Below are 25,094 nucleotides of genomic sequence, written 5' to 3'. Positions count from 1 at the left end.
ACATGAAGAATGATAATCATGTCGAAGCACCTGTAAGATTTGGAACTAACTTAGGGTTAATGTTAGAAATGTATGATAATTACGTTAATGATCCAGAGTCAGTACCAGAAGACTTGCAAGTGTTATTCGATGAATTAACTAGTAACAACACAGGCGCTGGCCTAAAATCAAGTACTGGGGTGGACAACTCAAGTGTGAAACGTGTAATGCGTTTAATTGATAATATCAGACAGTATGGACATTTAACTGCCGATATTTATCCAGTATACCGTCCAGAAAGAAAAAACGTACCTAAATTAACACATCAAGACTTTGGACTATCAAAAGAAACGCTTGAAAAACTTCCATCTGTAATCGTATCAGATCATTTTGATGGTGAATTTAATAATGCATATGAAGCAATTGAATATATGACTTCATGTTACCAAGGTCCTATAGCTTTTGAATATACACATATCAATAATAATGAAGAACGTGTATGGCTAAAAAGATATATAGAATCAACTAAAACTATTGAAATTACTAAAGAAGAAAAACTTGAATTATTAAAAAGCTTAGCCGAAGTAGAAGGCTTTGAAAAATATATCCATAAAAATTTCGTAGGTGCAAAACGCTTTTCTATTGAAGGCGTGGACACATTAGTACCTATGTTACAACGTGTTTTAAAACGTACAAATGCTGCAAACATACCAAATATCCAAATTGGTATGGCTCATAGAGGTAGATTAAATGTATTAACACATGTGTTAGAGAAACCATATGAAATGATGATTTCTGAATTTATGCATAAAAATCCTTTAATCTTCTTACCTAAAGATGGTTCATTAGAAATTACTGCTGGTTGGACTGGGGATGTTAAGTATCACCTTGGTGGTACTAAAACAACAAGCAAGTACGGAATAGAACAATCTATTACGTTAGCAAACAACCCAAGTCATCTTGAAATCGTTTCTCCAGTTGTACTTGGTAAAGCTAGAGCAAACCAAGATACTACAATCGATGCTGGTAGACCTAGTCAAGATGTAAATAAATCACTAGCTGTATTAATACATGGTGATGCTGCTTTCCCTGGTCAAGGTATTAATTTCGAATCAATGAACTTAAGTAATTTAGATGGATATACAACAGGTGGTTCATTGCACATTATCACTAATAATAGAATTGGTTTTACGACTGAAGCAACAGATGGTCGTTCAACTACTTATTCTACTGATGTGGCTAAAGGTTATGATTTACCGATTATCCATGTAAATGCTGATGATGTTGAAGCAACTGTTAAAGCTATTGAAATGGCTATGGACTTCAGAGAAAAATTCAACAAAGATTTTGTAATCGACTTAGTTGGATACAGAAGATATGGCCATAATGAAATGGATGAGCCATCCATCACAAATCCAATGATGTATAAAGCAATTAAAGAACATCCTTCTATTGAGTTGTTATACGGAAGAAAACTTGTCGAAGATGGTATCATTTCTGAAGATGAAATGAATCAAATATTTGATGATGTTTCTAAGAGACTAAGAACTGCACACGATAAAATAGATAAAGATGCACAAATGGATAATCCGGAAATGACTTTACCTGACAAAATCAGTGAAGGTCAAGACTATAAACTTCAAAATGCTACTTTTGAAGAATTAAAAGCTATCAATGAAGCTATGTTTGATTATCCAGAAGATTTCACAGTGTTCAAAAAATTAAATAAAGTATTAGATAGACGTCGTGAACCTTTCGAAAAAGATGGACTAGTAGATTGGGCACATGCTGAACAATTAGCGTTTGCAACAATTTTACAAAATGGAACACCAATTCGTTTAACGGGTCAAGACTCTGAACGTGGTACATTTGCTCAAAGACATGCTGTGTTACATGATGAAAATGACGGTAAATTATTTATACCACTTCATCACGTGCCAAACGGTCAAGCATCATTTGATATCCACAACTCTCCATTATCAGAAGCAGCAGTCGTAGGTTTCGAATATGGTTATAACGTAGATCATCCACAATCATTTAATATTTGGGAAGCTCAATACGGAGACTTTGCAAATATGGCACAAATGATTTTCGATAACTTTATGGCTAATAGTAATGCTAAGTGGGGTGAGAAGAGTGGTTTAGCTCTATTCTTGCCACATAGTAATGAAGGACAAGGACCTGAGCACTCATCAGCAAGATTAGAAAGATTCTTACAACTAGCTGGTGAGAACAACATGACAATTGCTAACTTAACGAGTGCTTCAAACTATTATCATTTATTAAGAAGACACGCTAAATATTTAAATACTGACAAAATGAGACCATTAGTTTTAATGTCACCTAAGAGCTTGTTACGTAATAAAATTGTTTCGAGACCAATTGAAGAATTTACTAAAGGACAATTTGAGCCTATTTTAGTAGAACCTTACAAAAAAACTAAAGTTAAAAAAGTTATAATCTCATCAGGTAAAATGTTTATTGACTTAAAAACAGAATTGCAAAAAAATCCTAACGATGAACTTTGTTTAATTGCTTTAGAACAACTTTATCCTTTCCCGAAAGAAGAGATAACAAATGTTCTATCAGAATTTAGAAATCTAGAAACTGTTAGATGGGTTCAAGAAGAAGCGAAGAACCAAGGCGCTTGGTCATTTGTAAGCTTAAAACTACAAAGTATTCTAGAAAATCGTAAAGTAGAACTTGAATATCATGGACGTAAAGTTCGTTCTTCAACTGCAGAAGGCGATGGCGAAATTTATAAAATTCTACAAAGCAAAGTAATCGAAGAAGCTTTAAAACATAATTAGGGGGAAAAGAATAATGTCAGAGGTAAAAGTACCAGAATTAGCAGAATCAATTACAGAAGGAACAATTGCAGAGTGGCTTAAATCAGTTGGTGACCAAGTTGAAAAAGGTGAAAACATTGTTGAACTTGAAACTGACAAAGTAAACGTAGAAGTCATTTCAGAAGTTGCAGGAGTACTTTCTGAAATAAAAGCTGAAGAAGGCGAAACTGTTGAAGTTGGATCTGTAATTGCAGTCGTTTCAGATGGAGAAGCACAACCTGCATCTAATGATTCTAAAGAAACTGAAAAACAGGAAGAACCACCTAAAGAAGATGCTGCTAAAACAGTAGCACCATCTAACAAACAAGAAGTTAAAGAAGAAGAAACTGTGTCATCAAATGATAGAGTTCAAGCAACTCCTTCAGCACGTAAATTAGCACGTGAAAAAGGTATTGATTTAAGTAAAGTTAAAACACAAGCTGGAGATGTAATTAGACCAGAAGATGTTGAAAACGCATCAAAACCTGCTCAACCTAAACAAGCTGAGAAAAGTCAACCTGCACAAGCTAAATCAAATGACAATCCTTCTAAACCTGTTGTACGTGAAAAATTATCACGCAGACGTCAAACAATTGCTAAAAAGTTATTAGAAGTATCTAATAATACAGCTATGTTAACAACATTTAATGAAGTAGATATGACTAACGTTATGGAATTACGTAAACGTAAAAAAGAAAAATTCCAAGAAGATCATAATGGTACTCGTTTAGGCTTTATGTCATTCTTCACTAAAGCATCAGTAGCTGCATTGAAAAAATATCCAGATGTAAATGCTGAAATTGATGGTACTGATTTAATCTTAAAACAATTCTATGATATTGGTGTTGCTGTTTCTACTGAAGAAGGATTAGTTGTTCCAATCGTAAAAAATTGTGACAAGAAAAACTTCGCAGAAATCGAGCAAGACATTGTAGACTTAGCAGTTAAAGCTAAAGACAAAAAATTAGGATTAGATGATATGATGGGCGGATCATTTACTATTACAAATGGTGGAGTATTTGGTTCATTAATGTCTACACCAATCATCAATGGTACTCAAGCTGCAATTCTTGGCATGCATTCAATCGTAACAAGACCAGTTGCTATCGATAAAGAACGCATGGAAAATAGACCAATGATGTATATCGCTTTAAGTTATGACCATAGAATTATCGATGGTAAACAAGCAGTTGGTTTCCTAAAAACAATCAAAGACTTAATCGAAAATCCAGAAGATTTATTATTAGAAAGCTAATTATAAATAAGGTTGGGGCATAAACCCTAGCTCAAAACAAATAAGCATATCACTTAACTGATTTTTAAAGTTTACAGTGATATGCTTATTTTTTATAAAATATTGTGATTTTGTACGTGCATTTGCCAGAGGGTATGGTTCGAGCCTGTAGTCTCTCACGCATACTATTCCCTCAGGCGTCCGCACTTCACAAAATCATTACCAATAAACATTTTTATTAAATCTTGCGATTTTATCAATTAAAAAGTATAAGTACTATTCTAAAGTGTCGTCCGATGTATAAGATTGGTAAGTAATTAATTACTCGGCTCAATCAGAATTTACAAATTGTATCGTAATTATAATTTGATTGATTTGTCATTGTTTCAATATATTTGGTATAATTTACTAGACTTCATAAATGGGAGAGAGATATTCATGAATGGACTTAGAAGTGTGACTTTATCGACTTATAATTTAAACGAAACAGAATCATTCTATAAAAATATTTTAGGGCTTAATACTTTAATCAACAATGAAACAAATATTTTACATGTTGGAGATGCAAATCTTGCGCCAGGTACAAGACTTATTTTTAAACAATACCAAGGTGACCAAGAAAAAATAGATACTCATTTTCATAGTATTGCTTTACGAGTGCCGACTGATTTAGCTTTGTACGAATATAAGCAACAGTTTGATAAACATGAAGTTAAATATGAATCTGTTCAACAACTCAATGGTAAACACTTATTTAAGTTTTATGATAATAATGGACATGCTTTCCATATTATCTCAGACGAACTAAATGCGGGTGTACCACTTGGTACTGCATACGATGATGGTCCTATAAGTCCAATTCATCAAATTCAAGGGATTGGTCCAGTTATGATTAAATCACCTGAAACACAAGCTACTGGCTCACTTTTAAAAAATATTTTTGATTTGCAATTATTTGCAGAATACAAGACAATAGATGATGAGTCAGCTTTAGTCTTTAAAGTAGGTGCAGGTGGAAATGGTGGGGAACTACATTTAATAGATTATCCAAATGCTATTGAATCTTTAAATCCACCTATTGAAAGAGTTGCAGTCTCTATAGATGATATAGATCATTTTGAAAAAATAGTGAATCACGTTAAAGAAATCGAAATTGAACATCACATCATTCAACATGAAGCAGGTTTAATTTCATTATTTGTACGAGATTTAACAGGTATTATTATTACAATTACATTTGATACAGTGAATTAAAGGAGCGTTTAAAATATGTTACATGAAACTTGGAAAGATAATCACGTTATAAAGAGAGTAGAAGTTACACATACTGATGCAGAAAAGTTCAAAGTTTCTGATATGTTAACTACAGGAAAAACATACGACGTAGTAAATGAAACAGAAGAGTATTATCAAATTATTGATAATTCTGGTCATGTTGGTGGTTATTATAAAACATACTTTAAAGAAGTATAATTTTTAAAATATTAAACTAGAGAAAAGCTCTATAGTAATTATAGAACTTTTCTCTTTTTAGGTTTACTTATAGTAGATTAAAGGAGAACATTATGACAAATTTTAATAAATATTTAAATAACGATGAAACAATATACAATGATGCATTATCAATGATTCAACTTAATAAAAATATCCTTCTAAAAGGACCAACTGGATCAGGAAAGACAAAATTAGCTGAAACTCTTGCAAGAGATTTAAATAAACCTATGCATTCTGTAAACTGTTCAGTAGATTTAGACGCTGAAAGTTTGTTAGGTTTTAAAACTATAGAAACAAATGAACACGGTCATCAAGAAATTGTCTTTATAGATGGCCCAGTTATTAAAGCTATGAAAAATGGTGACATTTTATATATTGATGAAATAAACATGGCAAAACCTGAAACATTACCAATTTTGAATGGTGTATTAGACTTTAGAAGAGCTTTAACAAACCCATTTACTGGTGAAGTTGTCCAAGCTAAAGAAGGATTTTCTGTAGTCGCAGCAATCAATGTTGGCTATATTGGTACGCTACCGATGAACGAAGCATTAAAAAATAGATTCGTTGTCTTAGATATAGATTATATTGATGGCGAAACCTTAAAAATGATTATAAAAGAACAGAGTAAATTAAAGGATGATGAAATAATTGATTCCATTATTCAATTTAATAAAGATTTACGCATTATGTCTAGTCAAGGTCAAATTTCTGAAGAATCAGCAAGTATAAGAGCACTAATCGACCTTGCAGATTTAACTACAGTTATACCAGTTAGACGTGCAATAAAACGCGCAATTATCGATAAAATAGACGATGAAAGAGAACAACAAGCTATACAAAATGCCATTGAATTAATTTTCGAGTAAGGAGAATATCATGAGTGATCGTTTTATATTATTTAATGATGAACAAATCGATGCACAGCAAATTATGATGTTAACAGATCTAGCAAAATTATTACTTGAAGATCCTAATGTTAAAGTATCGTTTCAAAAGTTTCAGCATTACGATCCAATACAAAATACATGTAATGTCAGTTTCACTTGGTTACATCGTCCTGAACATGTAACAAGAGCAGGACTAAAATCTGATATCATGCTAGATACGATTGGCTTTAAACACATTGATCCTTCAATTTATAAGGAAGTATTAGATGAATCATTCGATCATATGAACTTTTTTAAGCAGTTGTTTATGCTCATTGAAGAATATAGATTGTCTAATATTATCATGCAAAAAAGACCTGTAACAAAAAATATATTTAAACATAGATTAGCAGTAAAAGTTAAACAAAATAATAGTCAAATCCATGTATATCAAACAAAAACAACTTATACTGATTTACTATTTTTAGCTATAGAACATGCTATTTTGAACGAAAATTTTATAAATAATATTGCTATTCACGAAAATTTTGATGATGCTCTTGTGCAAGTTTTTAATAGATTAACTCAAATTTTTAATTTAAATACGTCTGAAGATAGTTATGATTTAGCTGTTAGCATTATGGTACTTGTTGATTATTTATTAAAAGAAGATATGTTAAATCAGTACTATCATATTCCAGAACGAATATACAAAAGTTATGAAGAAGAGTGGTCACTTGAAGATTTAAGTAGACAAGATGCTGCTCAAACTGATCAAAGTAACGAAAAAGAGCATGACCAAGACGAAATTACGACAGAAGAAGCTGAAACAAAAACGGCAGATAGTAAAGCTGATAGTGATTCATATTTAGAAATGGAATTACATGAAGGTGAAAATAGCGATGTACTTTCTGATAACGAGCGTGAAGGCGATGCATCTGATGATATGACAGATATGATGGAGAAAAAAGGCAAAGGATCAAATGATACGATTGACGATGAAGAAGGCGGAGCACAGGGACTAAACAATCATTATAATTTAAAAGGTGTAAACCAAAATGTCTCATTATCCTTTAATAAACCTGAAATCACACCATCTGATGTTGTTGCTTATAAAGAAGCAGTAGATAGTGTACAGTTTGAAATTAAAGACTTAACGAGCATAATTCAAAAATCTATGAATCATCAATATAGTGATTTAAGAGAAAACATGACTAAAGGCAGACTACAAAAGAACTTATTAAACTGGTTTATTGATGATCAGTATAAATTATTCTTTAAAAAAGATGCTTTTAGTAGAAAACTAGATGCTACATTTACGTTATTAGTCGATGCTTCAGCAAGTATGCATGACAAAATGGAAGAAACTAAAAAGGGTGTTGTGTTATTTCATGAAACGCTTAAAAATCTTGATATAAAACATGAAATACTTGGTTTCAGTGAAGATGCGTTTGATTCTGATAAGCAAAATCAACCTAATACGATAGAAGAATTAATTTTATATAACGAATCTACACTAAAACAAAATGACGCTAGAATTATGACACTTGAACCTCAAGATGATAATCGTGATGGCGTAGCGTTAAGAGTTGCTACACAACATTTACTACAAAGATCTGAGGCACAAAAATTCTTGATCGTGTTCTCTGATGGAGAACCATCAGCCTTTGATTATGCAGAAGATGGTATTATTGATACACATGAAGCAGTCATTGAAGCAGACAAACAGGGCATTTACGTATTCAATGTTTTTCTTAATCAAGATGTAATTGATGAAAGTATTAAACGGACTGTTCATAATATTTATGGTAAGCAAAGCCTATTTGTAGAAGGTGTTGAGAATTTACCATACCAACTGGCTCCGTTACTGAAAAAATTATTATTACAATCTATATAAATGAATTTGAAAATATTTACATTCTTTTTTTAATTTTCAGAAATTTCATATGGACGAAAACTTTCTCCAATGATAAAATATAGATTATTGTAAGACGTAAAAGGAGTAAAATATATGAATAAGAATATTTTTGTAGTAGGATTTATGTTATTTGCGATTTTCTTTGGGGCAGGGAATTTAATTTTTCCACCTGCACTAGGATTATCGAGCGGCAATTTCTTTTGGCCAGCAATATTTGGGTTTGTTATAACGGGAATAGGTTTGCCTTTAATTGGTGTAATCACAGGATCAATTGAAGAGAAAGGGTACAGAGTATCATTAGGGAAGATACATCCTGTATTTGCAGTTGTGTTATTAGTTGCTATTTCTTTAACAATTGGACCGCTATTTGCTATACCACGTACGGCAGCAACATCATTTGAGATGGGAATAACTCCGATATTTGAAACAACGAGTTCAATGTCTTTATTTATTTTCACACTCATTTACTTTATTATTGTATTTTACTTAAGTTTTAACTCAAGTAAAATGGTAGATAAAGTTGGGTCAATTTTAACTCCTTTACTGCTAATATCAATCACAGCTTTGATTGTTAAAGCTTTCATTACTTTAAGTGGTGAATCTACTGTATCAGGAGATCCTGCTGTATATAGTAGTAGTGGTACTAGCTTTGGTAAAGGTTTTGTAGAAGGTTACTTAACAATGGATGCAATTGCTGCCATTGCTTTCTCTATGATTGTTATTACTGCAATTAAGAGTAAAGGTGTAACAAAAGAAACTGGATTATTTAAACAAACTATTTTTGCAGGAGTTATTGCTGCAATAGCTTTAGGTTTCATTTATATTTCATTAGGCTGGATAGGAAATCATATGAATGTTTCAGCTGAAACGATTAAAGAACTGAATGATAACGGTCAAAATATCGGAACTTACTTACTAACATCAGCAGCAAATTTAGCATTTGGTGAATTTGGTAAATATTTAATCGGTATAATCGTAGCATTAGCTTGTTTAACAACAGCTACAGGCTTGATTGTTTCTGTAAGTGAATTCTTCAATGAATTATTACCTAAAATTTCTTACAAATGGTTTGTTGCAATCTTTACTTTAATTAGTTTTATCCTTTCAAATCAAGGTTTAACAACTGTAATTAAAGGTTCTTTACCAGTATTACTTGTACTATACCCAATTGCAATTACTGCAGTGTTATTAATTTTATTAGCTAAATATGTTAAAACACCACCAATTGCACAACAATTGGCTGTAGCATTCGTTACAATCATTTCATTTATATCAGTATTTAATCAGATGGAGTGGGCAACAATTGGATTTATTAGTAAATTACCTTTAGCTCAATATCAAATGGAATGGATACCATTTGCAATTGTAGGATTTATTATTGGATTCATCATAGGTAAAGTGAAAAATCAAGCACCAATACAATATAGCTAAATTATACGAGGCTGGGACAAATTAATTGTCTCAGCCTCTATTCATAATATTTTAAGTAAAAATAAAGGGGCTGATTTAATGTATTTAAACGCAATCATCAATAAGGATGAAACTTGGCTTTTATGGGCTATATTAGTTAGTATTGCTGCACTCAGTATTTTCTTAGAACAAAGATATGCCTTTGCATCTAAAATTACTGGTGCCATTATAGCTTTAATTGGTGCTATGTTATTATCTAATCTCAATATCATCCCAATAGCATCTCCAGTTTACGATCAAGTTTGGAACTATGTTATACCTTTGGCAATACCATTACTGTTATTTAGATCAAACATCTTTAAAATATGGAAAGAAAGTAGACGTTTGTTATTTATTTTCTTAATCAGTTCAGTAGGAACAGTAGTAGGTGTTACAATCGCATTTTTATTATTGCATCAATTTATACCTGAATTAGATAAAATAGGTGCTATGATGACAGGTAGCTACATAGGAGGCGGCGTAAATTTCGCAGCACTTAGCACTAAATTTGAAACGCCTGGTGAGCTCGTTTCCGCCACAGTCGTAGCAGATAATAGTGTAATGGCGTTTTATTTTATAGTACTCATTACTTTACCTAATCTAAAATTTGTTAAAAAATATTTCAATAGATTGAGCACTGATAATAAAGATACAGAGGGAAATAATGCAGAAACATACTGGAAAAGAAATGAAATTAGTTTAAAAGATATTGCTTATTCTTTAGCAATTGCATTCGTTTTAGTTGCTATAAGTTTTAAAATCTCAGAACTTATCAATGCAATTGTACCTAAAAGTAATCCTTTTTTAGAGATTTTAGTAAGTATTATAGGAGATCAATTTTTACTATTAACAACATTGACACTTATTGCAGTAGCAGTCTTTAGTAAATTCTTTGAAAATTTAAATGCTTCAGATGAGCTTGGTACATTTTTAATTTATATTTTCTTTGTGGTAATAGGGGTGCCAGCTTCAATTCCAATTATCATAAAAACTGCACCATTATTATTTATATTCGTAGCAATTATTTTAATATTCAACTTAGCAATTACACTTTCATTCGGAAAATTGTTTAAGTTTAATATTGAAGAAATGATTCTAGCTAGTAATGCTAATGCAGGAGGACCTACTACAGCAGCTGCCTTAGCAATTTCAAAAGGTTGGCATAGTCTCGTTGGTCCAATATTAATTATAGGTACACTAGGTTATGTCATTGGAAATTATATTGGCACAATGATGGGGTATTTCTTAAGTCAATTTATGTAATCTATAGAAAAAAGGAACTTCGTTAATGAAGTTCCTTTTTATGATTTAAACGAATTTCTCAATTGATGTTGTTCATCTTTGAGTTGTAAAAGTTTTGTCTTTAAATCTTCTTCAAGTGTTTGTAATTCTTGCTCTGCTTGTTGACGTTTTCTTGTACCATCTTCTTGTATACGAAGTGTTTCTTGAATTGTATCTACTATATTCGTTTGCGTTGTCTTCAAAGTTTCAATATCTACAATACCACGTTCATTTTCTTCAGCCGTTCTGATTGCATTTTGTTTTAGCATTTCAGAATTTTTTAAGAGTAATTCGTTTGTTGTATCTGTAACTTTCTTTTGTGCTTCAGAGGCACCTTGTTGTCTTAACAATGTTAAAGCGATAGCCATTTGATTTTTCCACAATGGAATACTTGTCAAAATAGAACTTTGAATTTTTTCTGCCAATGTTTGGTTAATATTTTGTATCATTCGAATTTGTGGGGCTGATTGCAACGTAATTTGTCGTGATAGTTGTAGATCATAGATTCTTTTTTCAAGACGATTTATATATTGCTGTAAATCTGCTAATTCTTGTACATCCATTTGATTATTAGATGATTTAACTTTATTCTCTAGTGCTACTAGTTCGTTTCGTTTTAATTCATCTCGTTTTTTCTCAGCTGCTGCAATATAAATGTTTAATGCATCGAAATAGGCTTTGTTTTCTTCATATAGTTGATCCAGTAATCCAACATCTTTCATTAGCATATTTTGAGATTTTTGTAATTCAACTGATATACGGTCAACTTGAGCACCAACCGATTGATATTTACTGAACATTTCATTTACAGAACGTTCAGCTCTTCTAAATATTCTTTTTAGTCTAGATTTATTTTGTTTCTGTAATTCATCAGGATTTACCTCTTTTAATTTGTTCATTAAATTTCTTAATGAAGAACCAATGGGACCGACATCTTTAGATTGCACTTGAGTCAACATTTGATGAGAGAACTGTGATAATTTATTTTGAGCTTGCTGTCCATACAATAGTAAGCCATCATTATCTAATGGTTTAATTTGTTTAGCAATTTCGTCAATTTTACGCTGATCTTCATCAGAAAACGATTTTTCATATGTTGATGTCACATCAGATTGTCCTTGTTGCTCTGAAACTTCTGCTTTTTGTGGTGTTAATTCATTTGATGAATCTTTAAATGGATCATCAATAAGGTCGTCAAATAAGTTTTTATTTGTTTCAGTCATCGTTACGCTCCATTTCATATTCGTATTTTTTTGCCTTTTTTCTTAAATTCACTTTTTCTTTTGTCGATTCAGGAATAGCTTGCGTATAATTATTTCTATCTTTAGCTATATCAGCAAGTTCCATTTCAATATCTAATTGATGATAGCTAGATTCGTTTAGCTGTTTCAAATCTGCTACTAAAGTTCTTTTGTTTTCATCAATAGTTAGTTTCGTTTGTTTCAATTTAGCTTTTTCTTCTTTAGATTTATTAGGCATGCGTTGTAGCATTGTATAATTTTCAATTAAATTCACCGTATTGTCTAAATGAGAATAGAAGAAACTCTCAACTGTGTAAAATTTTTCAGGTGATTGTTTGACTGCATTATAAATTGTACGCGCCAATTTAGCGACTTCATTTAAATTCTTAAATTCGCTATATGATCTTACACGCATATAGTTCTTATAAAGACGCTTCAGTTTTGGTTGAGCATCGTTTAATTGTTTTCTTATAAAATGAAATTCACGACGCGTTAAGCCCATCTCTTTTAAATATTTTCTTGAGCTATACCATTGAATAGGTAAAAAGCTTAATACATATGAACCAGCAAATACTGTCATATCAATAATAAAATTTAAATCCAATTGAAAAATACTAAATAAAAATGCGATAAATGATATAGGTACAGCCAGTAGTGCACCTAATACATATGATAAATTATATTTCATTGTCATCTTCCTAATTTATAACGTTTTGAAGTGCTTTGTTTTTTCATCTAATGTCGTATCATCAATTGTATAATTTTCAACAACTGAAGCTGGTGCTACTCCCTGAATAACACCATTTATAAATTGTTCTAAGTTATCATCATTGCCACTAGCATATATCTCTACATAGTCGCTAACATTTTCAACGCTACCAACAATTTTATACTTTTTAGCAAGCTGTGCTGTAAAAAATCTAAAACCAACACCTTGTACACGTCCAAATACTTTAATATGTTTTCCGTTCATTTTTATCACCTCATATATCTATTATAAAGGGTTATGTATAAAAAAACTAATAATTAGAAACATGCACACAAGCTATTTTCTTGATTTAATTGGTAATAAGATTTAAATTTATTTTAGGGCAATTTTCTAAATAGGGGAGTTTTTTAGATGTATAAAATCGTAACAATCCGAGCAGATTATGAGGGATGGTGGCTGTTTGATGATTGGAAAGATAATATTATTAAAGAAATAGAATGTGTTGATTATGATGAAATGATTACGCAATATAAAAACTTACTTGAAAAATACCAAATTAAATTTACTAATGAACTCGTAGGCAAGCATAATATACATGCATTTTATAATAATTGCGATTTGTCATATTGTGAAGACTGTGAAGAAGACTTACAAATTTTTTATAGTATACTTGTATTAAATGACAATTCTATTTATACACCTTTACCAAATTAATAAAATCTGAAAATATCTCAAATGGTATTGCATTTGAATATTTAGTGACGTATAATAAGTAATAGCAATATCGTTATTCCATATTGCAAATGACATATTTATATTAATTGTGTTTTTTGTAATATGCGAATATCGCATATTGAATTTTAGTCTTGGAGGTTTCACATTATGAAACAAGGTACAGTAAAATGGTTTAACGCAGAAAAAGGATTTGGCTTCATCGAAATTGAAGGAGAAAATGACGTATTCGTACATTTCTCAGCAATTAACCAAGAAGGTTACAAATCTTTAGAAGAAGGTCAAGCAGTAGAATTCGAAGTAGTTGAAGGCGACCGTGGCCCACAAGCTGCAAACGTTGTAAAACTATAATATATATGAATTTGAAAGACTAGAAAGAAACCCTAACAATGTTAGGGTTTCTTTCTGCTTTAAGATAATATTTAATAGCAGTATTATTTGAGACATGTTATAACTTTTATATATAAAGCACCTCGTTAATTTGATTTTTATTGTAATTAATTAAATTATACGAAAGTGCTTTATTTTTTTGTATAAAAACGGAGATTTATAACGATTTTGTAGAGTGCGGACGCCTGAGGGAATCGTATGCGTGAGAGACTACAGGCTCGAGCCATACCCCTAGGCAAGCATGCACGTACAAAATCGCAAGATTTAATAAAAATGTTTATTGGTAATGATTTTGTAAAGTGCTGACGCCTGAGGGTATAGTATGTGTGAGAGACTACAGGCTCGAACCATACCCCTAGGCAAGCTGCACGTACAAAATCATAAGATTTAAAAAATAAATACTGCTAACGATTTTGTAAGTGCTGACGCCTGAGGGAATAGTATGTGTGAGAGACTACAGGCTCGAGCCATACCCCTAGGCAAGCATGCACGTACAAAATCGTAAGATTTTATAAAAATAGATATTGCTACGATTTTGTAAAGTGCTGACGCCTGAGGGAATAGTATGCGTGAGAGACTACAGGCTCGAGCCATACCCCTAGGCAAGCATGCACATACAAAATCGTAATATTCTATTAAAAAATAAGCATATCACTGTAAACTTTAAAAATCAGTTACGTGATATGCTTATTTATTTTGAGTTAAGATATATGATCCAAGCTATTTTAGTTTATTTCACGTCATTCAAAATTAATTGTTTTAACGTTTGTCTTTTTATTACTTCTCTTGCTTTACCATCTTTAACAAATAGCACAGATGGTTTTAACATTTGGTTATAATTAGAACTCATAGAGTAGTGATATGCTCCAGTAGAAAGTACTGCTATATAATCACCAATTTTCGTCGATTTAGGTAATTTCATGTCTCTTCCGATTAAATCTCCAGATTCACACAATTTACCAGCAATTGTTACTTCGTGCGTATCCTCATCATTTCTGTTTACAAGCAATGCTTCATACTGTGCATCATACAAAGCTGTTCTTATATGATCACTCATGCCACCATCAATTGAAACATAAGTATTCACATTCGGTATTTCTTTAATTGTACCAACTTGATATAGCGTAATTCCCGCTTCACCAACTATTGAACGACCTGGTTCTATAGATATTTCTGGTATAGCCATTTCATATTTCTTACTATTTTCTTTGATAGCGTCAGTTATAAGTTTAATACCTTCTTCTATAGGATAACTTTTATCCGCTTCTGTATATTGAATACTAAAGCCACCACCTAAATTCAAGATATCAATTTGTATATCATTCGCCTTTAACCATTCAAACACGATTTGTATAGTATTAATTGTTCCATCTGCTTCAAATATTTGTGATCCAATATGAAAATGTATCCCTTTAAAATCTATTTTTTCAGATGCTTGTAAAGCACGTACACCTTCTATTGCAGTACCATGTTTAATTGACAAGCCAAATTTACTATCTTCTTGGCCAGTTTGAATAAATTCGTGTGTATGTGCTTCAACGCCTGGATTAACTCTTAAAACAGCTTTAATTGGCTTAGAGGCAACACGATTAATACGGTCGATTTCATCTAAAGAATCTATTACAAAGTATTCAACACCACTTTCAATAGCATACTCTATTTCTTCATTTGTTTTATTGTTACCATGGAAGTGTATTTTACTCGGATTGAAGCCACTCGCTAATGCTGTATATAATTCACCTTCAGAAACAACATCTAATCCCATTTGTTCTTCATCCATTAATTTAAATAACTGTATACTGCTAAAAGCTTTAGATGCATAAGAAATATTATAAGACAATTCGCTTTCTTTAAAAGCTTCATGAAATCTTCTACATTGATTTCTAATTTGTTCTTCATCGTATACGATAGTAGGGGTACCAAAGCTTGCAGCTATTGTCTTTAATGAAACATTACCCATTGTTAGAACACCTTGTTCATTATATTTTACTGTCATGATATAATCTCCTTTATTAATGAATGATGATTCAAAGCACTAATTTGTTCAGAATTAGCACCGACACCTTTAAACGTAAATTCATCTATTCTTATTTTATCACTATACATCGTTACTGTATCGCCACTTTGTACAGATTCATCTACTTCAACAAACATATGACTCATCATTAAGCCGCGTATTGGATAGCGCTTTTGATTTATGAGTGCATCATGTTTAGCTCTTGTCTTCAGTATTCCATCCCCATATCCAATATCCACTACAGCAATGTTACAATCCTTTTCAGCAGTAAATTGAAAGCTATATCCACATGTTTCTCCTTTTTTAATAGGGCGAACTTGTATTACATTTGCTGTTACAGAAAAATTTTGTTTAGTTACTGTAGTAGGTAAGGTACTATACGGTCTTGATCCATATAAAATGATCCCTAATCGAGCATGTGTATGTTGATCTAGTATACTATCTTCACGAACATAGCTTGCACTATTTTGTGAATGAATAAATTTAAATGTATAACCTTCGTTAAGAATATGCATTAAACATTTTTTCCAAGCGTCTCTTTCAGTTTCGTATTCATTACCATCAAATTCATCAGCATAACCAAAATGCGTCCAAATGCCTTCGATAAGTGATTGATTATCTTTAGAGAGACTTGCATTGTGTTCTAATACTTGTATCATTTCATATTGATCTTTTAATCCAGAACGATGTAATAAATTTTCAAATTCTAAATGTAATTTAATGCCTGATAAAGATTCTAAATGTTCATTATAAAATTTTAAAGAGGGCAATGTCATCGCTATATCATATTGCTTCAATACTTCAAATTCTATGGACGGATTCATCAAAAAGATATTTACATGTGGATCTAATTTACGTATTCTTACTGCTTCATATAAAGAAGTAGTACTAAAAGTACGAATACCTGCTTTCATAAATGACTCTACAGCAAATTCTAGACCGAAATGATAAGCATCGTTCTTAACGACTGCCATAACGTCATTATCTTGAATGACATGCTTCACATTGTTTATAAAATTTTGTTCTTCAAATGTTATACGCGCTACCATTAATCGATCTCTCCTTGAGTTAATAATGCAGTATAATAATCAGCGACACTTATTAATACTTCTTCATCAAAATTTAATTTATTTGTATGAAGTCCATATATATAATCTTTTTGTATGTTTCGTGTACCAAAAAACACAAAATAACTTGGTGCTATATTACGATAAAAGCTAAAGTCTTCACCAAACAAATATGGTTTTTCTAATTCATGTTGTGTTAAGTTTAGTTTAGTTAGAGCTTCTTTTACATTTTTATAAAGCGTAACATCATTTGTAGTAGGTGGATAACCTTCAGCAAATTTAACAGAACAAGTTACACTAAATAATAATTCTACGCTTTCTGCTATTTTATGCATTTGATCTTTAACAATTTGAAGATCATTTGTATCATATGTTCTAATCGTACCTTCTAAATAACCATTTTGTGGAACAGTATTAATTGCTTCTCCCACATTAAATTGTCCAATATGTACGATATTACGGTTTAAACCATTTAAATGAAATTGCTGTATTTGTGAAACTTGCGACAATATATGCATCATTGCTTCTGAAGCTGCTTTGCCTTCTTCTTTACTTGCCACATGACTAGATAGACCATTTAAATAAAATCTATATTCAGTTGCACTAGCTGTGATTTCGTCATTTTTAAACGCTACAGTTCCAACATCTTCAAAAGGCATGATATGTATGCCGTATATTTTATCTATATTGTATTTATCGAATACTTTAGATTGAATCAATTGATTCGCACCAGCTTCTGTTTCTTCAGAAGGTTGATATATAAATACAACATTATGAGGTAATTGTCCTTTGTCATATAGTGCTTTACAACGTTTTGTAAAAAGCATTAATGCTGTTGTATGACCATCGTGTCCACAAGCATGCATCACATTATCTACTATACTTTTATAAGAAATTTCATTCACTTCTTGAATTGGTAATGCATCTATATCTGCTCTATAAGCAATCGTTTGATTTGAATTACCCTTTAAATATCCTATAACTCCTGTTGAAATAGGGCGTTCATATGGAATATCTAGTTCATTTAAAAATGATTCAATATATGCCGTTGTTTCATATTCTTGCATACTTAATTCAGGATGTTGATGCAAGTATCTTCTTGTATTTTTAACAAATTCTAATTCAGACATTAAACTCAGTCCCTTTATAGTATGTATAGAAAACGCCAATCAATTTGATTGGCGCATTCATTTTATATTGTGTATATAATTATTGATTTAAATTACGTAATGCCGATACAATTTCTTTTTTGCCATCTTGAACATCTGCTGATTGTTTAATTACTTTAGCAGGTGTACCAGCAACAACTGCACCTTCAGGAACATCTTTCGTTACAATCGCACCAGCTGCTACAATTGCACCTTTACCAACTCTAACACCTTCAAGAATGACAGCATTTGCACCAATTAGTACATCATCTTCAATGATAACAGGTGATGCACTTGGTGGTTCTATTACACCAGCTAATACTGAACCTGCACCAACATGAACATTTTTACCTGTTGTAGCACGTCCACCTAAAGTAGCATTCATATCTATCATTGTTCCTTCTCCAACAACTGCACCAATATTTATTGTTGCTCCCATCATAACCACTGCGCCGTCTTCAATAACAGCATGTTCTCTTATGAAAGCACCTGGCTCTATACGTGCATTTGTATTTGTTAAATCTTTTAATGGAATTGCAGAGTTACGACGATCATGTTCAATTTCTAAATCAGTGAATGCTGATTTGTTTTCTTCATAGAAACGAGTCCAATCTTTAGCATCACAAAAAATTGTTTTTGATGACTCTGAACCGAATACTTTAAATGACTCTGGAAATTCAACATTATCAAATTGACCATTTACATAAACTTTTAATGGCGTAACTTTCTCCGCCTCACTAATATATTGAATAATTTCTTCTGCTGTAAAATCTTTAACCATGTTAATTTCTCTCCTCATTTAAGTTATTGTATGTGTAATATCCATTTTCTTTATTCACTAGTACTTCAGCTACATTAATAGCACCATTTGCAAAGATATCTTTTGATTGAGCACGGTGGGTAATTTCTATCGTCTCATCATGACCTGCAAACAATACTTGATGCTCTCCAACAATTGTACCACCGCGTTGAGAGCTAATACCAATTTCTGCTGCATCACGTTTAGACGAAGACTCATGTCTATCATAAACTGGCACTGATTGCGCTCTTTTTTCTTTAATTGCATCATATAATTGTACAAGTGTTCCACTTGGTGCATCCACTTTCTTGTTATGATGTTTTTCGATCATTTCAATATCGAAGTCTTCTAAAAGCGGTACTGCATATTGAATAATTTCTTTAAGTATATGAACACCATAACTCATATTAGCACTAAAGAATACTGGCATATTTGCCGATTTTACTTTTAGTTGTTCAATTATTTTTTCCTTGTCACCAGTTGTTGCAATAACTAAAGGTAATTTAAAATCTTCTTCTAATAAAGGTAATAATAATTCTGGATTCGAAAAATCAATAGCAACATCCGCTTCTGGAGCTTTAGATATAGAATTGAAAGCAGGGTAGGGATATTGTTTGGATGGATCCTTGACAACAACGCCTACAATCTCATTATCTCTTTCTGTAGCTAATCTTGCGACGCGCTCATTCATTGCGCCATAACCAATTAATAATATTTTCATTGTTTTACACCATCTTTGAAAGTATTAAATGCTTCGCTTAAAACTTTTCTTTCTTCTTCATCTAACGTCACAAGTGGCAATCTTACTTCATAATTTCCAAAGCCCAATTCCGAAGTTAATAACTTAATTGGAATTGGATTGACATCAACACTTAAATGATTTAATAAAGTTACAATATCCTCATTTAAAGAAGTAGCTTTATCAAGTTGATCATTTGAAACATAATCATAAAGTTGTTGAGTTTCATTGGGAATGACATTAGCAACTACTGAAATCAAACCTTCGCCACCTAAGCGGTAATAATCAAACATATTGTCATCATTACCACTATATAAAGCAAAGTCACTAGGTAACTGTTCTTTTAACGATTTAGCATATTCCAAATCTCCTGTCGCATCTTTAAGTGCAACTATATATGGATTTTCACTTAATTTAAGAACAGTATCAATTTCTATTGTCATGTTCGTTCTTGAAGGCACATTATATAATACAACTGGAAGTTCAACTTCATTAGCTATTTTAGTGAAATGTGCAATTAAACCACGTTGACTCGTTTTATTATAATAAGGTGTGATTAACATAATTGCATCTGCACCTAATTCTTTCGCTCTAATTGACTCATCAATAGAAGCTTGAGTGTTATTCGTTCCTGTGCCAGCAATGACAGGAACGCGTCCATTCACTTTTTTAATTCCCCATTCTAATAGCGTTTTTCTTTCTTCGGCAGTTAATGTTGGATTCTCAGCTGTTGTACCGTTGATAATAATACTTTTAACGCCATTATCTATTAAAAATTCTATATGGTTTTCAAATGCTTCGTAGTCTACATCCTCATTTGTAAATGGTGTTGTAAGGGCAACGCCTACACCTGTAAAAATATGTGACATACTTAACACTCCTTGTTTTATTTATTTAATTGCATAACTTGTTCTAGTACTTGAACGGCATTTAAACTTGCACCTTTTAGTAAATTATCTGAAGTACACCAAATATGGAAAGTATTATCTAAAGAATCATCTTTACGAATTCTTCCAACAAACACTTCATCTTTACCAGTAGAGTGTATAGCTAATGGATATTCATTTTTTTCAACATTATCTACCAATACTACACGGTCATCTTCATTAAATAAATTTTTAATACCTTCAACTGTTGCTTCTTTATCTAAAGTAACGTTGATGTGCACACTGTGGCTATCTTGAACAGGTACACGTACACATGTTGCTGTAACATTAAGTGTCGGTTGATTTAATATTTTTCTTGTTTCTTCGATCATTTTTTGTTCTTCTTTTGTATAACCATCTTCTAAAAATACATCTATATGTGGTAATACATTATTATAGATTGGGTGAGGGTAGTTCTTAGGCGCTTCACCTTTCTCACCATTAGACAAATCTTCGCGTCCGGCAAGTCCTGAACCTGATACTGCTTGATATGTTGTATAAGCAACTCTTTTCAAACCAAAAGTATCTAATAAAGGTTTTAATGGAACGACTGATTGTATTGTTGAACAGTTAGGGTTTGCAATGATTTTTCGATTTAACTTAGGTGTATTAACTTCTGGAACTATTAAATCTATCCCTTCATGCATTCTCCATTGACTAGAATTATCTATTACAATAGCACCATGTTCTTCAAATAGTGGGGCAAAAGTTTTACTTGTACCTCCGCCAGCGCTCATAATAACGTAATCGAATTGTCCATTTGTTTTCTCTTCAGTTAATGCTTCAACAACATAAGTTCTACCTTGAAATGCCACTTCTTTACCTGCTGATCTAGGTGATGAAAATAATACAAGCTCATCAAATGGTATATTTTTTCTATCTAATACTTCTAATACTTTTTCTCCTACTAAACCTGTTGCACCAACAACTGCTAATTTTGTCATTTTTTTCACTCCATCATCAATTATATATTAAATGCTTCACTTAAAATTCGAACGGCATTTTTGCCTAAATCACGATCAACTACATAAGAAATACTTATTTCTGACGTGGTTGTTTGATAAAAATGTATATCATTAGTAATCAAAGTACGGAAAGCTTTAGATGCTATTCCTGACATATCTCTCATGCCCGTTCCAATTACAGAAAGTTTAGCGTAATTATCTTTCATTTTATAACATAGGTGAGGGTAATCCTCTGTTATGCTAACTATAATTTCCTCTATTTGATAGACATCGGAATCTTTAATCGTAAATGAAAGTTGTAAGCCTTGTTGATTTTCGATTTGCGAAATCATATCAACATTCATAGATTGTTCTTCTAATGAATCAAATAATTTTTGTAGTAAAGCAAAATTCTGCATAGGATATGTTAAAGTAACATGAATCATATGTGTATCTAATGCTACTCCTGTGACTGCTTTCTTCTCTAAAATTTCTGCTTGTGGCATAATCCATGTTCCTTTCACATTTGATAATGTTCTTCCAAGATATAAAGGTATGTTATAATTTTTAGCAATTTCAACACTTCTTGATTCTAAAACTCCTGCACCTAATGCACTCATTTCCATCATTTCTTCATAAGAAACTTCATTGAGAAGGTGTGCTTCTTTATATATTCTAGGATCTGTTCCATATACACCATCTACATCAGTATATATTTCACAAGACGTATCTATACTTGCAGCTATTGCTACTGCGGTAGTATCTGAACCTCCACGTCCTAGAGTCGTAATCTCAAGATGGTCATTTACACCTTGAAAGCCTGCAACTACAAGTATGTCATTTGTTTCAAAAGCTGATTCAAATCGATTAGCATCAATTTCAGCAATTTTACTCTTTAAATGATGACCGACTGTCTTAATTCCAGCTTGATAACCTGTCATTGCTTTCGTTTGAACGCCTATATCATTTAATACCATTGAAAGATATGAAATGGTCTGTTGTTCACCGGTTGTTAGAAGCATTGCTAAATGCTCATCTTTAGGTTGAGAGGTAAGTGTGCCAATATTTTCGAGCAAAGAATCTGTCGTTTTGCCCATAGCACTTACTACCACTACTAATTGTTCTCCATTATCAATGCGAGACTTCAACATATACGCGATATTTTTAATCTTGTTAAAATCACCGACGGATGTACCGCCAAACTTTAATACACTTTGAGCCAAAATAATTCCTCCTGTAAATCAGAGGTCAACGCCTTAATATAAACAAAAAAACAAGTTCGGCATCCGAACTTGTTTTATTATATATATACAAGTGATGCACTCCATTATTCCTAAGATAATGACAGACACTTAGCTCTTAACCTAAATGTCCAACGTAATATCTCTGCAAAAACATTACGTTTCGGCATCGCACCCTTTCACTCCTTAAAGATTGCAGTCTAACAGGGGAGTTACTAATGATTGATGCGCCTCATCAAAAACATATTCAATTGGTATGCATTCATTATACATAGAAAGAATATTGATGTAAAGAGAGAAAACAGATAAATTCAAAAGTTCTAACTATTTAAACAATTAATGGAAAAACATGGTTTTTAATAGATATACAACTTAATTCGTTTTTATATTAAAAGAAGCTTCAATTCGGCAAAAGTCGAATTGAAGCTTCTCAATATAAATATTAGTTATAAACGCCTTGATCTCTCAAGTATTCATCATAAGTGATTTCTTTAGAAATTGCGCCGTCTTCTTTAAGTTCTATAACTCTATTTGCAATTGTGTTAATAAATTCGAAGTCGTAAGATGTGAAAATTAGAGAACCTTTGAAGTTCTTTAATCCGTCATTTACAGCTGTAATACTTTCTAAATCTAAGTGGTTAGTAGGCTCATCAAGTAATAATACATTAGAGCTTGATAACATCATTTTACTTAACATACATCTAACTTTTTCTCCACCTGAAAGTACACTTGCTTTTTTCTTAACTTCTTCACCACTAAATAACATACGTCCTAAGAATCCTCTTAAGAATGTTTCTGTTTGTTCTTCTGGTGGTGCATATTGTCTTAACCAGTCAACTAAGTTCATATTAATTCCTTCAAAGAATTCTGAATTATCTTTAGGTAAATATGATTGACTTGTTGTAACGCCCCATTTAACTGTGCCTTCATCTGGCTCAATTTCACCAGCTAATATACGTAGTAGGGTAGTTTTAGCGATTTCACTTTCTCCTATTAATACTGCTTTATCATTAGGGTTCATAGTGAAAGATACATTATTTAATACTTTATTACCTTCGATTGTTTTAGAAACACCTTGAACTTGTAATAACTCATTACCAATTTCTCTTTCAATATTGAAATTAACAAATGGGTAACGTCTAGATGATGGTTGAATATCATCAAGTTCAATTTTATCAAGCATTTTTTTACGACTTGTAGCTTGTTTAGATTTAGATGCGTTGGCACTAAATCTAGCAATAAAGTCTTGTAACTCTTTAATACGTTCTTCTTTTTTCTTGTTTTGGTCTTGAGCCATTTGAGAAGCAAGTTGACTTGATTGATACCAGAAGTCATAGTTCCCAACAAACAATTTAATTTTACCGAAATCTAAATCGGCAATATGAGTACATACATTGTTTAAAAAGTGTCTGTCATGTGATACAACAATTACAGTATTTTCAAAGTTAATTAAGAAATCTTCTAACCAAGCGATCGCTTTAATATCTAAACCGTTTGTAGGTTCATCTAGTAAAAGAACATCTGGATCACCGAATAAACTTTGTGCAAGAAGCACTTTAACTTTTTGGTTGTTTTCTAACTCAGACATTTGTTTGTCATGTAATTCATCTTTAATTCCTAAGCCTGAAAGTAAAACAGATGCATCCGCTTCAGCATTCCATCCATTCATTTCAGCAAATTCACCTTCAAGCTCTGCTGCACGCATACCGTCTTCATCAGAGAAATCTGGTTTCATATAAATTTCGTTCTTTTCATTCATAACTTGCCATAATTTTTCATGACCTTTTAAAACAACATCGATTACTTTTTCATCTTCATGAGCAAAGTGATCTTGTTTTAAAACTGCTAAACGTTCATCTTTACCAAGTGAAACATGACCAGATTGAGAATCTAATTCCCCTGATAAGACTTTTAAGAACGTTGATTTTCCTGCTCCATTGGCACCTATAAGTCCGTAACAGTTACCTGGTATAAACTTAATATTTACATCTTCAAATAGTTTACGATCACCAAATCGTAAACTTACATCAGTGACTTGTAACATTAAATGACTCCTTTTCATTAATACTTCTACCGATGAATTATATCA

At 31.9% G+C, this 25,094-nt stretch carries 22 protein-coding genes and 1 riboswitch; of the genes, 10 read left to right on the top strand and 12 right to left on the bottom strand.

All coding sequences use genetic code 11. The features are described from left to right. The first annotated feature begins 2 nt into the window (after nucleotides 1-2). The 8 genes from LQ608_RS04115 (at nucleotide 3) to LQ608_RS04080 (ending at nucleotide 11,034) form a co-directional block, all read left to right on the top strand. Nucleotides 3-2,789 (top strand): 2-oxoglutarate dehydrogenase E1 component, encoded by a 2,787-nt coding sequence (locus LQ608_RS04115; protein ID WP_239749909.1) that lies wholly within the window; start codon nucleotides 3-5, stop codon nucleotides 2,787-2,789. 13 nt (nucleotides 2,790-2,802) lie between these two features. After that, entirely contained in the window at nucleotides 2,803-4,062 is a 1,260-nt protein-coding gene (odhB, locus tag LQ608_RS04110) for a 2-oxoglutarate dehydrogenase complex dihydrolipoyllysine-residue succinyltransferase (RefSeq protein ID WP_239749907.1), read from the top strand. Between the two features lie 417 nt (nucleotides 4,063-4,479). Next, nucleotides 4,480-5,295 carry a VOC family protein gene (locus LQ608_RS04105; protein WP_239749906.1) on the top strand — a complete coding sequence of 272 codons (816 nt, stop codon included), beginning with the start codon at nucleotides 4,480-4,482 and terminating at the stop codon, nucleotides 5,293-5,295. A 15-nt stretch (nucleotides 5,296-5,310) separates the two neighbouring features. Beyond that, nucleotides 5,311-5,514: a DUF6501 family protein gene (locus LQ608_RS04100; RefSeq protein WP_078358149.1), complete on the top strand. Its 204-nt coding sequence runs from the start codon at nucleotides 5,311-5,313 to the stop codon at nucleotides 5,512-5,514. A 92-nt stretch (nucleotides 5,515-5,606) separates the two neighbouring features. Continuing rightward, complete coding sequence (locus LQ608_RS04095) at nucleotides 5,607-6,404, top strand: ATP-binding protein (RefSeq protein ID WP_078358148.1); 798 nt, start codon at nucleotides 5,607-5,609, stop codon at nucleotides 6,402-6,404. Between the two features lie 10 nt (nucleotides 6,405-6,414). Continuing rightward, nucleotides 6,415-8,301, top strand: coding sequence for a vWA domain-containing protein (locus LQ608_RS04090; RefSeq protein WP_239749904.1), 1,887 nt, complete (start codon nucleotides 6,415-6,417; stop codon nucleotides 8,299-8,301). 114 nt (nucleotides 8,302-8,415) lie between these two features. Continuing rightward, nucleotides 8,416-9,753 (top strand): branched-chain amino acid transport system II carrier protein, encoded by a 1,338-nt coding sequence (gene brnQ / locus LQ608_RS04085; protein ID WP_239749903.1) that lies wholly within the window; start codon nucleotides 8,416-8,418, stop codon nucleotides 9,751-9,753. Nucleotides 9,754-9,831: 78 nt separating this feature from the next. Next, nucleotides 9,832-11,034 carry a DUF819 family protein gene (locus tag LQ608_RS04080; protein ID WP_239710228.1) on the top strand — a complete coding sequence of 401 codons (1,203 nt, stop codon included), beginning with the start codon at nucleotides 9,832-9,834 and terminating at the stop codon, nucleotides 11,032-11,034. A gap of 38 nt (nucleotides 11,035-11,072) precedes the next feature. Here LQ608_RS04080 and LQ608_RS04075 read toward each other — a convergent pair whose 3' ends face one another. From LQ608_RS04075 to LQ608_RS04065, 3 genes are read right to left on the bottom strand one after another with little or no spacing between them, the layout of a single operon-like run. Continuing rightward, nucleotides 11,073-12,275, bottom strand: coding sequence for a toxic anion resistance protein (locus LQ608_RS04075; protein ID WP_078358143.1), 1,203 nt, complete (start codon nucleotides 12,273-12,275; stop codon nucleotides 11,073-11,075). Then, complete coding sequence (locus tag LQ608_RS04070; RefSeq protein WP_078358142.1) at nucleotides 12,268-12,981, bottom strand: 5-bromo-4-chloroindolyl phosphate hydrolysis family protein; 714 nt, start codon at nucleotides 12,979-12,981, stop codon at nucleotides 12,268-12,270. The genes LQ608_RS04075 and LQ608_RS04070 overlap by 8 nt, the downstream gene beginning before the upstream one ends. 15 nt (nucleotides 12,982-12,996) lie before the next feature. Continuing rightward, entirely contained in the window at nucleotides 12,997-13,266 is a 270-nt protein-coding gene (locus LQ608_RS04065) for an acylphosphatase (RefSeq protein WP_239749902.1), read from the bottom strand. 147 nt (nucleotides 13,267-13,413) lie between these two features. On the opposite strand from LQ608_RS04065, the gene LQ608_RS04060 reads away from it, so the two are divergent. Further along, nucleotides 13,414-13,716 carry a DUF1033 family protein gene (locus tag LQ608_RS04060; protein ID WP_078358139.1) on the top strand — a complete coding sequence of 101 codons (303 nt, stop codon included), beginning with the start codon at nucleotides 13,414-13,416 and terminating at the stop codon, nucleotides 13,714-13,716. 168 nt (nucleotides 13,717-13,884) lie between these two features. Then, a complete protein-coding gene (gene cspA, locus LQ608_RS04055) occupies nucleotides 13,885-14,085 on the top strand; it encodes a cold shock protein CspA (RefSeq protein ID WP_016912585.1) in 201 nt (66 codons plus the stop codon). Nucleotides 14,086-14,854: 769 nt separating this feature from the next. Here cspA and lysA read toward each other — a convergent pair. The 9 genes from lysA to LQ608_RS04010 form a co-directional block, all read right to left on the bottom strand. Further along, nucleotides 14,855-16,120: a diaminopimelate decarboxylase gene (gene lysA, locus LQ608_RS04050; protein ID WP_107509954.1), complete on the bottom strand. Its 1,266-nt coding sequence runs from the start codon at nucleotides 16,118-16,120 to the stop codon at nucleotides 14,855-14,857. Then, nucleotides 16,117-17,190, bottom strand: a complete 1,074-nt coding sequence (alr, locus tag LQ608_RS04045) for an alanine racemase (protein WP_239749901.1) — start codon at nucleotides 17,188-17,190, stop codon at nucleotides 16,117-16,119. Before alr ends, lysA begins: the two co-directional genes overlap by 4 nt. After that, entirely contained in the window at nucleotides 17,190-18,338 is a 1,149-nt protein-coding gene (locus LQ608_RS04040; RefSeq protein ID WP_078358132.1) for a M20 metallopeptidase family protein, read from the bottom strand. The genes alr and LQ608_RS04040 overlap by 1 nt, the downstream gene beginning before the upstream one ends. Nucleotides 18,339-18,417: 79 nt before the next feature. After that, complete coding sequence (gene dapD, locus LQ608_RS04035; protein ID WP_107509952.1) at nucleotides 18,418-19,137, bottom strand: 2,3,4,5-tetrahydropyridine-2,6-dicarboxylate N-acetyltransferase; 720 nt, start codon at nucleotides 19,135-19,137, stop codon at nucleotides 18,418-18,420. A 1-nt stretch (nucleotide 19,138) separates the two neighbouring features. After that, the gene (gene dapB / locus LQ608_RS04030) at nucleotides 19,139-19,876 is read right to left on the bottom strand and encodes a 4-hydroxy-tetrahydrodipicolinate reductase (protein ID WP_107509951.1); all 738 of its coding nucleotides are present in this window, start codon (nucleotides 19,874-19,876) and stop codon (nucleotides 19,139-19,141) included. Further along, complete coding sequence (gene dapA / locus LQ608_RS04025; protein WP_239749900.1) at nucleotides 19,873-20,763, bottom strand: 4-hydroxy-tetrahydrodipicolinate synthase; 891 nt, start codon at nucleotides 20,761-20,763, stop codon at nucleotides 19,873-19,875. Before dapA ends, dapB begins: the two co-directional genes overlap by 4 nt. A 17-nt stretch (nucleotides 20,764-20,780) precedes the next feature. Continuing rightward, nucleotides 20,781-21,764, bottom strand: a complete 984-nt coding sequence (locus LQ608_RS04020; protein WP_239749897.1) for an aspartate-semialdehyde dehydrogenase — start codon at nucleotides 21,762-21,764, stop codon at nucleotides 20,781-20,783. Between the two features lie 20 nt (nucleotides 21,765-21,784). Further along, a complete protein-coding gene (locus LQ608_RS04015; protein ID WP_239749895.1) occupies nucleotides 21,785-22,987 on the bottom strand; it encodes an aspartate kinase in 1,203 nt (400 codons plus the stop codon). Between the two features lie 86 nt (nucleotides 22,988-23,073). Continuing rightward, a riboswitch (Lysine riboswitch) is annotated at nucleotides 23,074-23,249 on the bottom strand. Between the two features lie 198 nt (nucleotides 23,250-23,447). Continuing rightward, nucleotides 23,448-25,049, bottom strand: a complete 1,602-nt coding sequence (locus LQ608_RS04010; RefSeq protein WP_239749894.1) for an ABC-F family ATP-binding cassette domain-containing protein — start codon at nucleotides 25,047-25,049, stop codon at nucleotides 23,448-23,450. Nucleotides 25,050-25,094: the final 45 nt, after the last annotated feature.

The organism is Mammaliicoccus sp. H-M34 (assembly GCF_022386495.1).
In the GTDB taxonomy this organism is placed as follows: domain Bacteria; phylum Bacillota; class Bacilli; order Staphylococcales; family Staphylococcaceae; genus Mammaliicoccus; species Mammaliicoccus fleurettii.
Note: the sequence above shows the minus strand (reverse complement) of the source record. Positions and strands in the feature narration are given on the sequence as shown.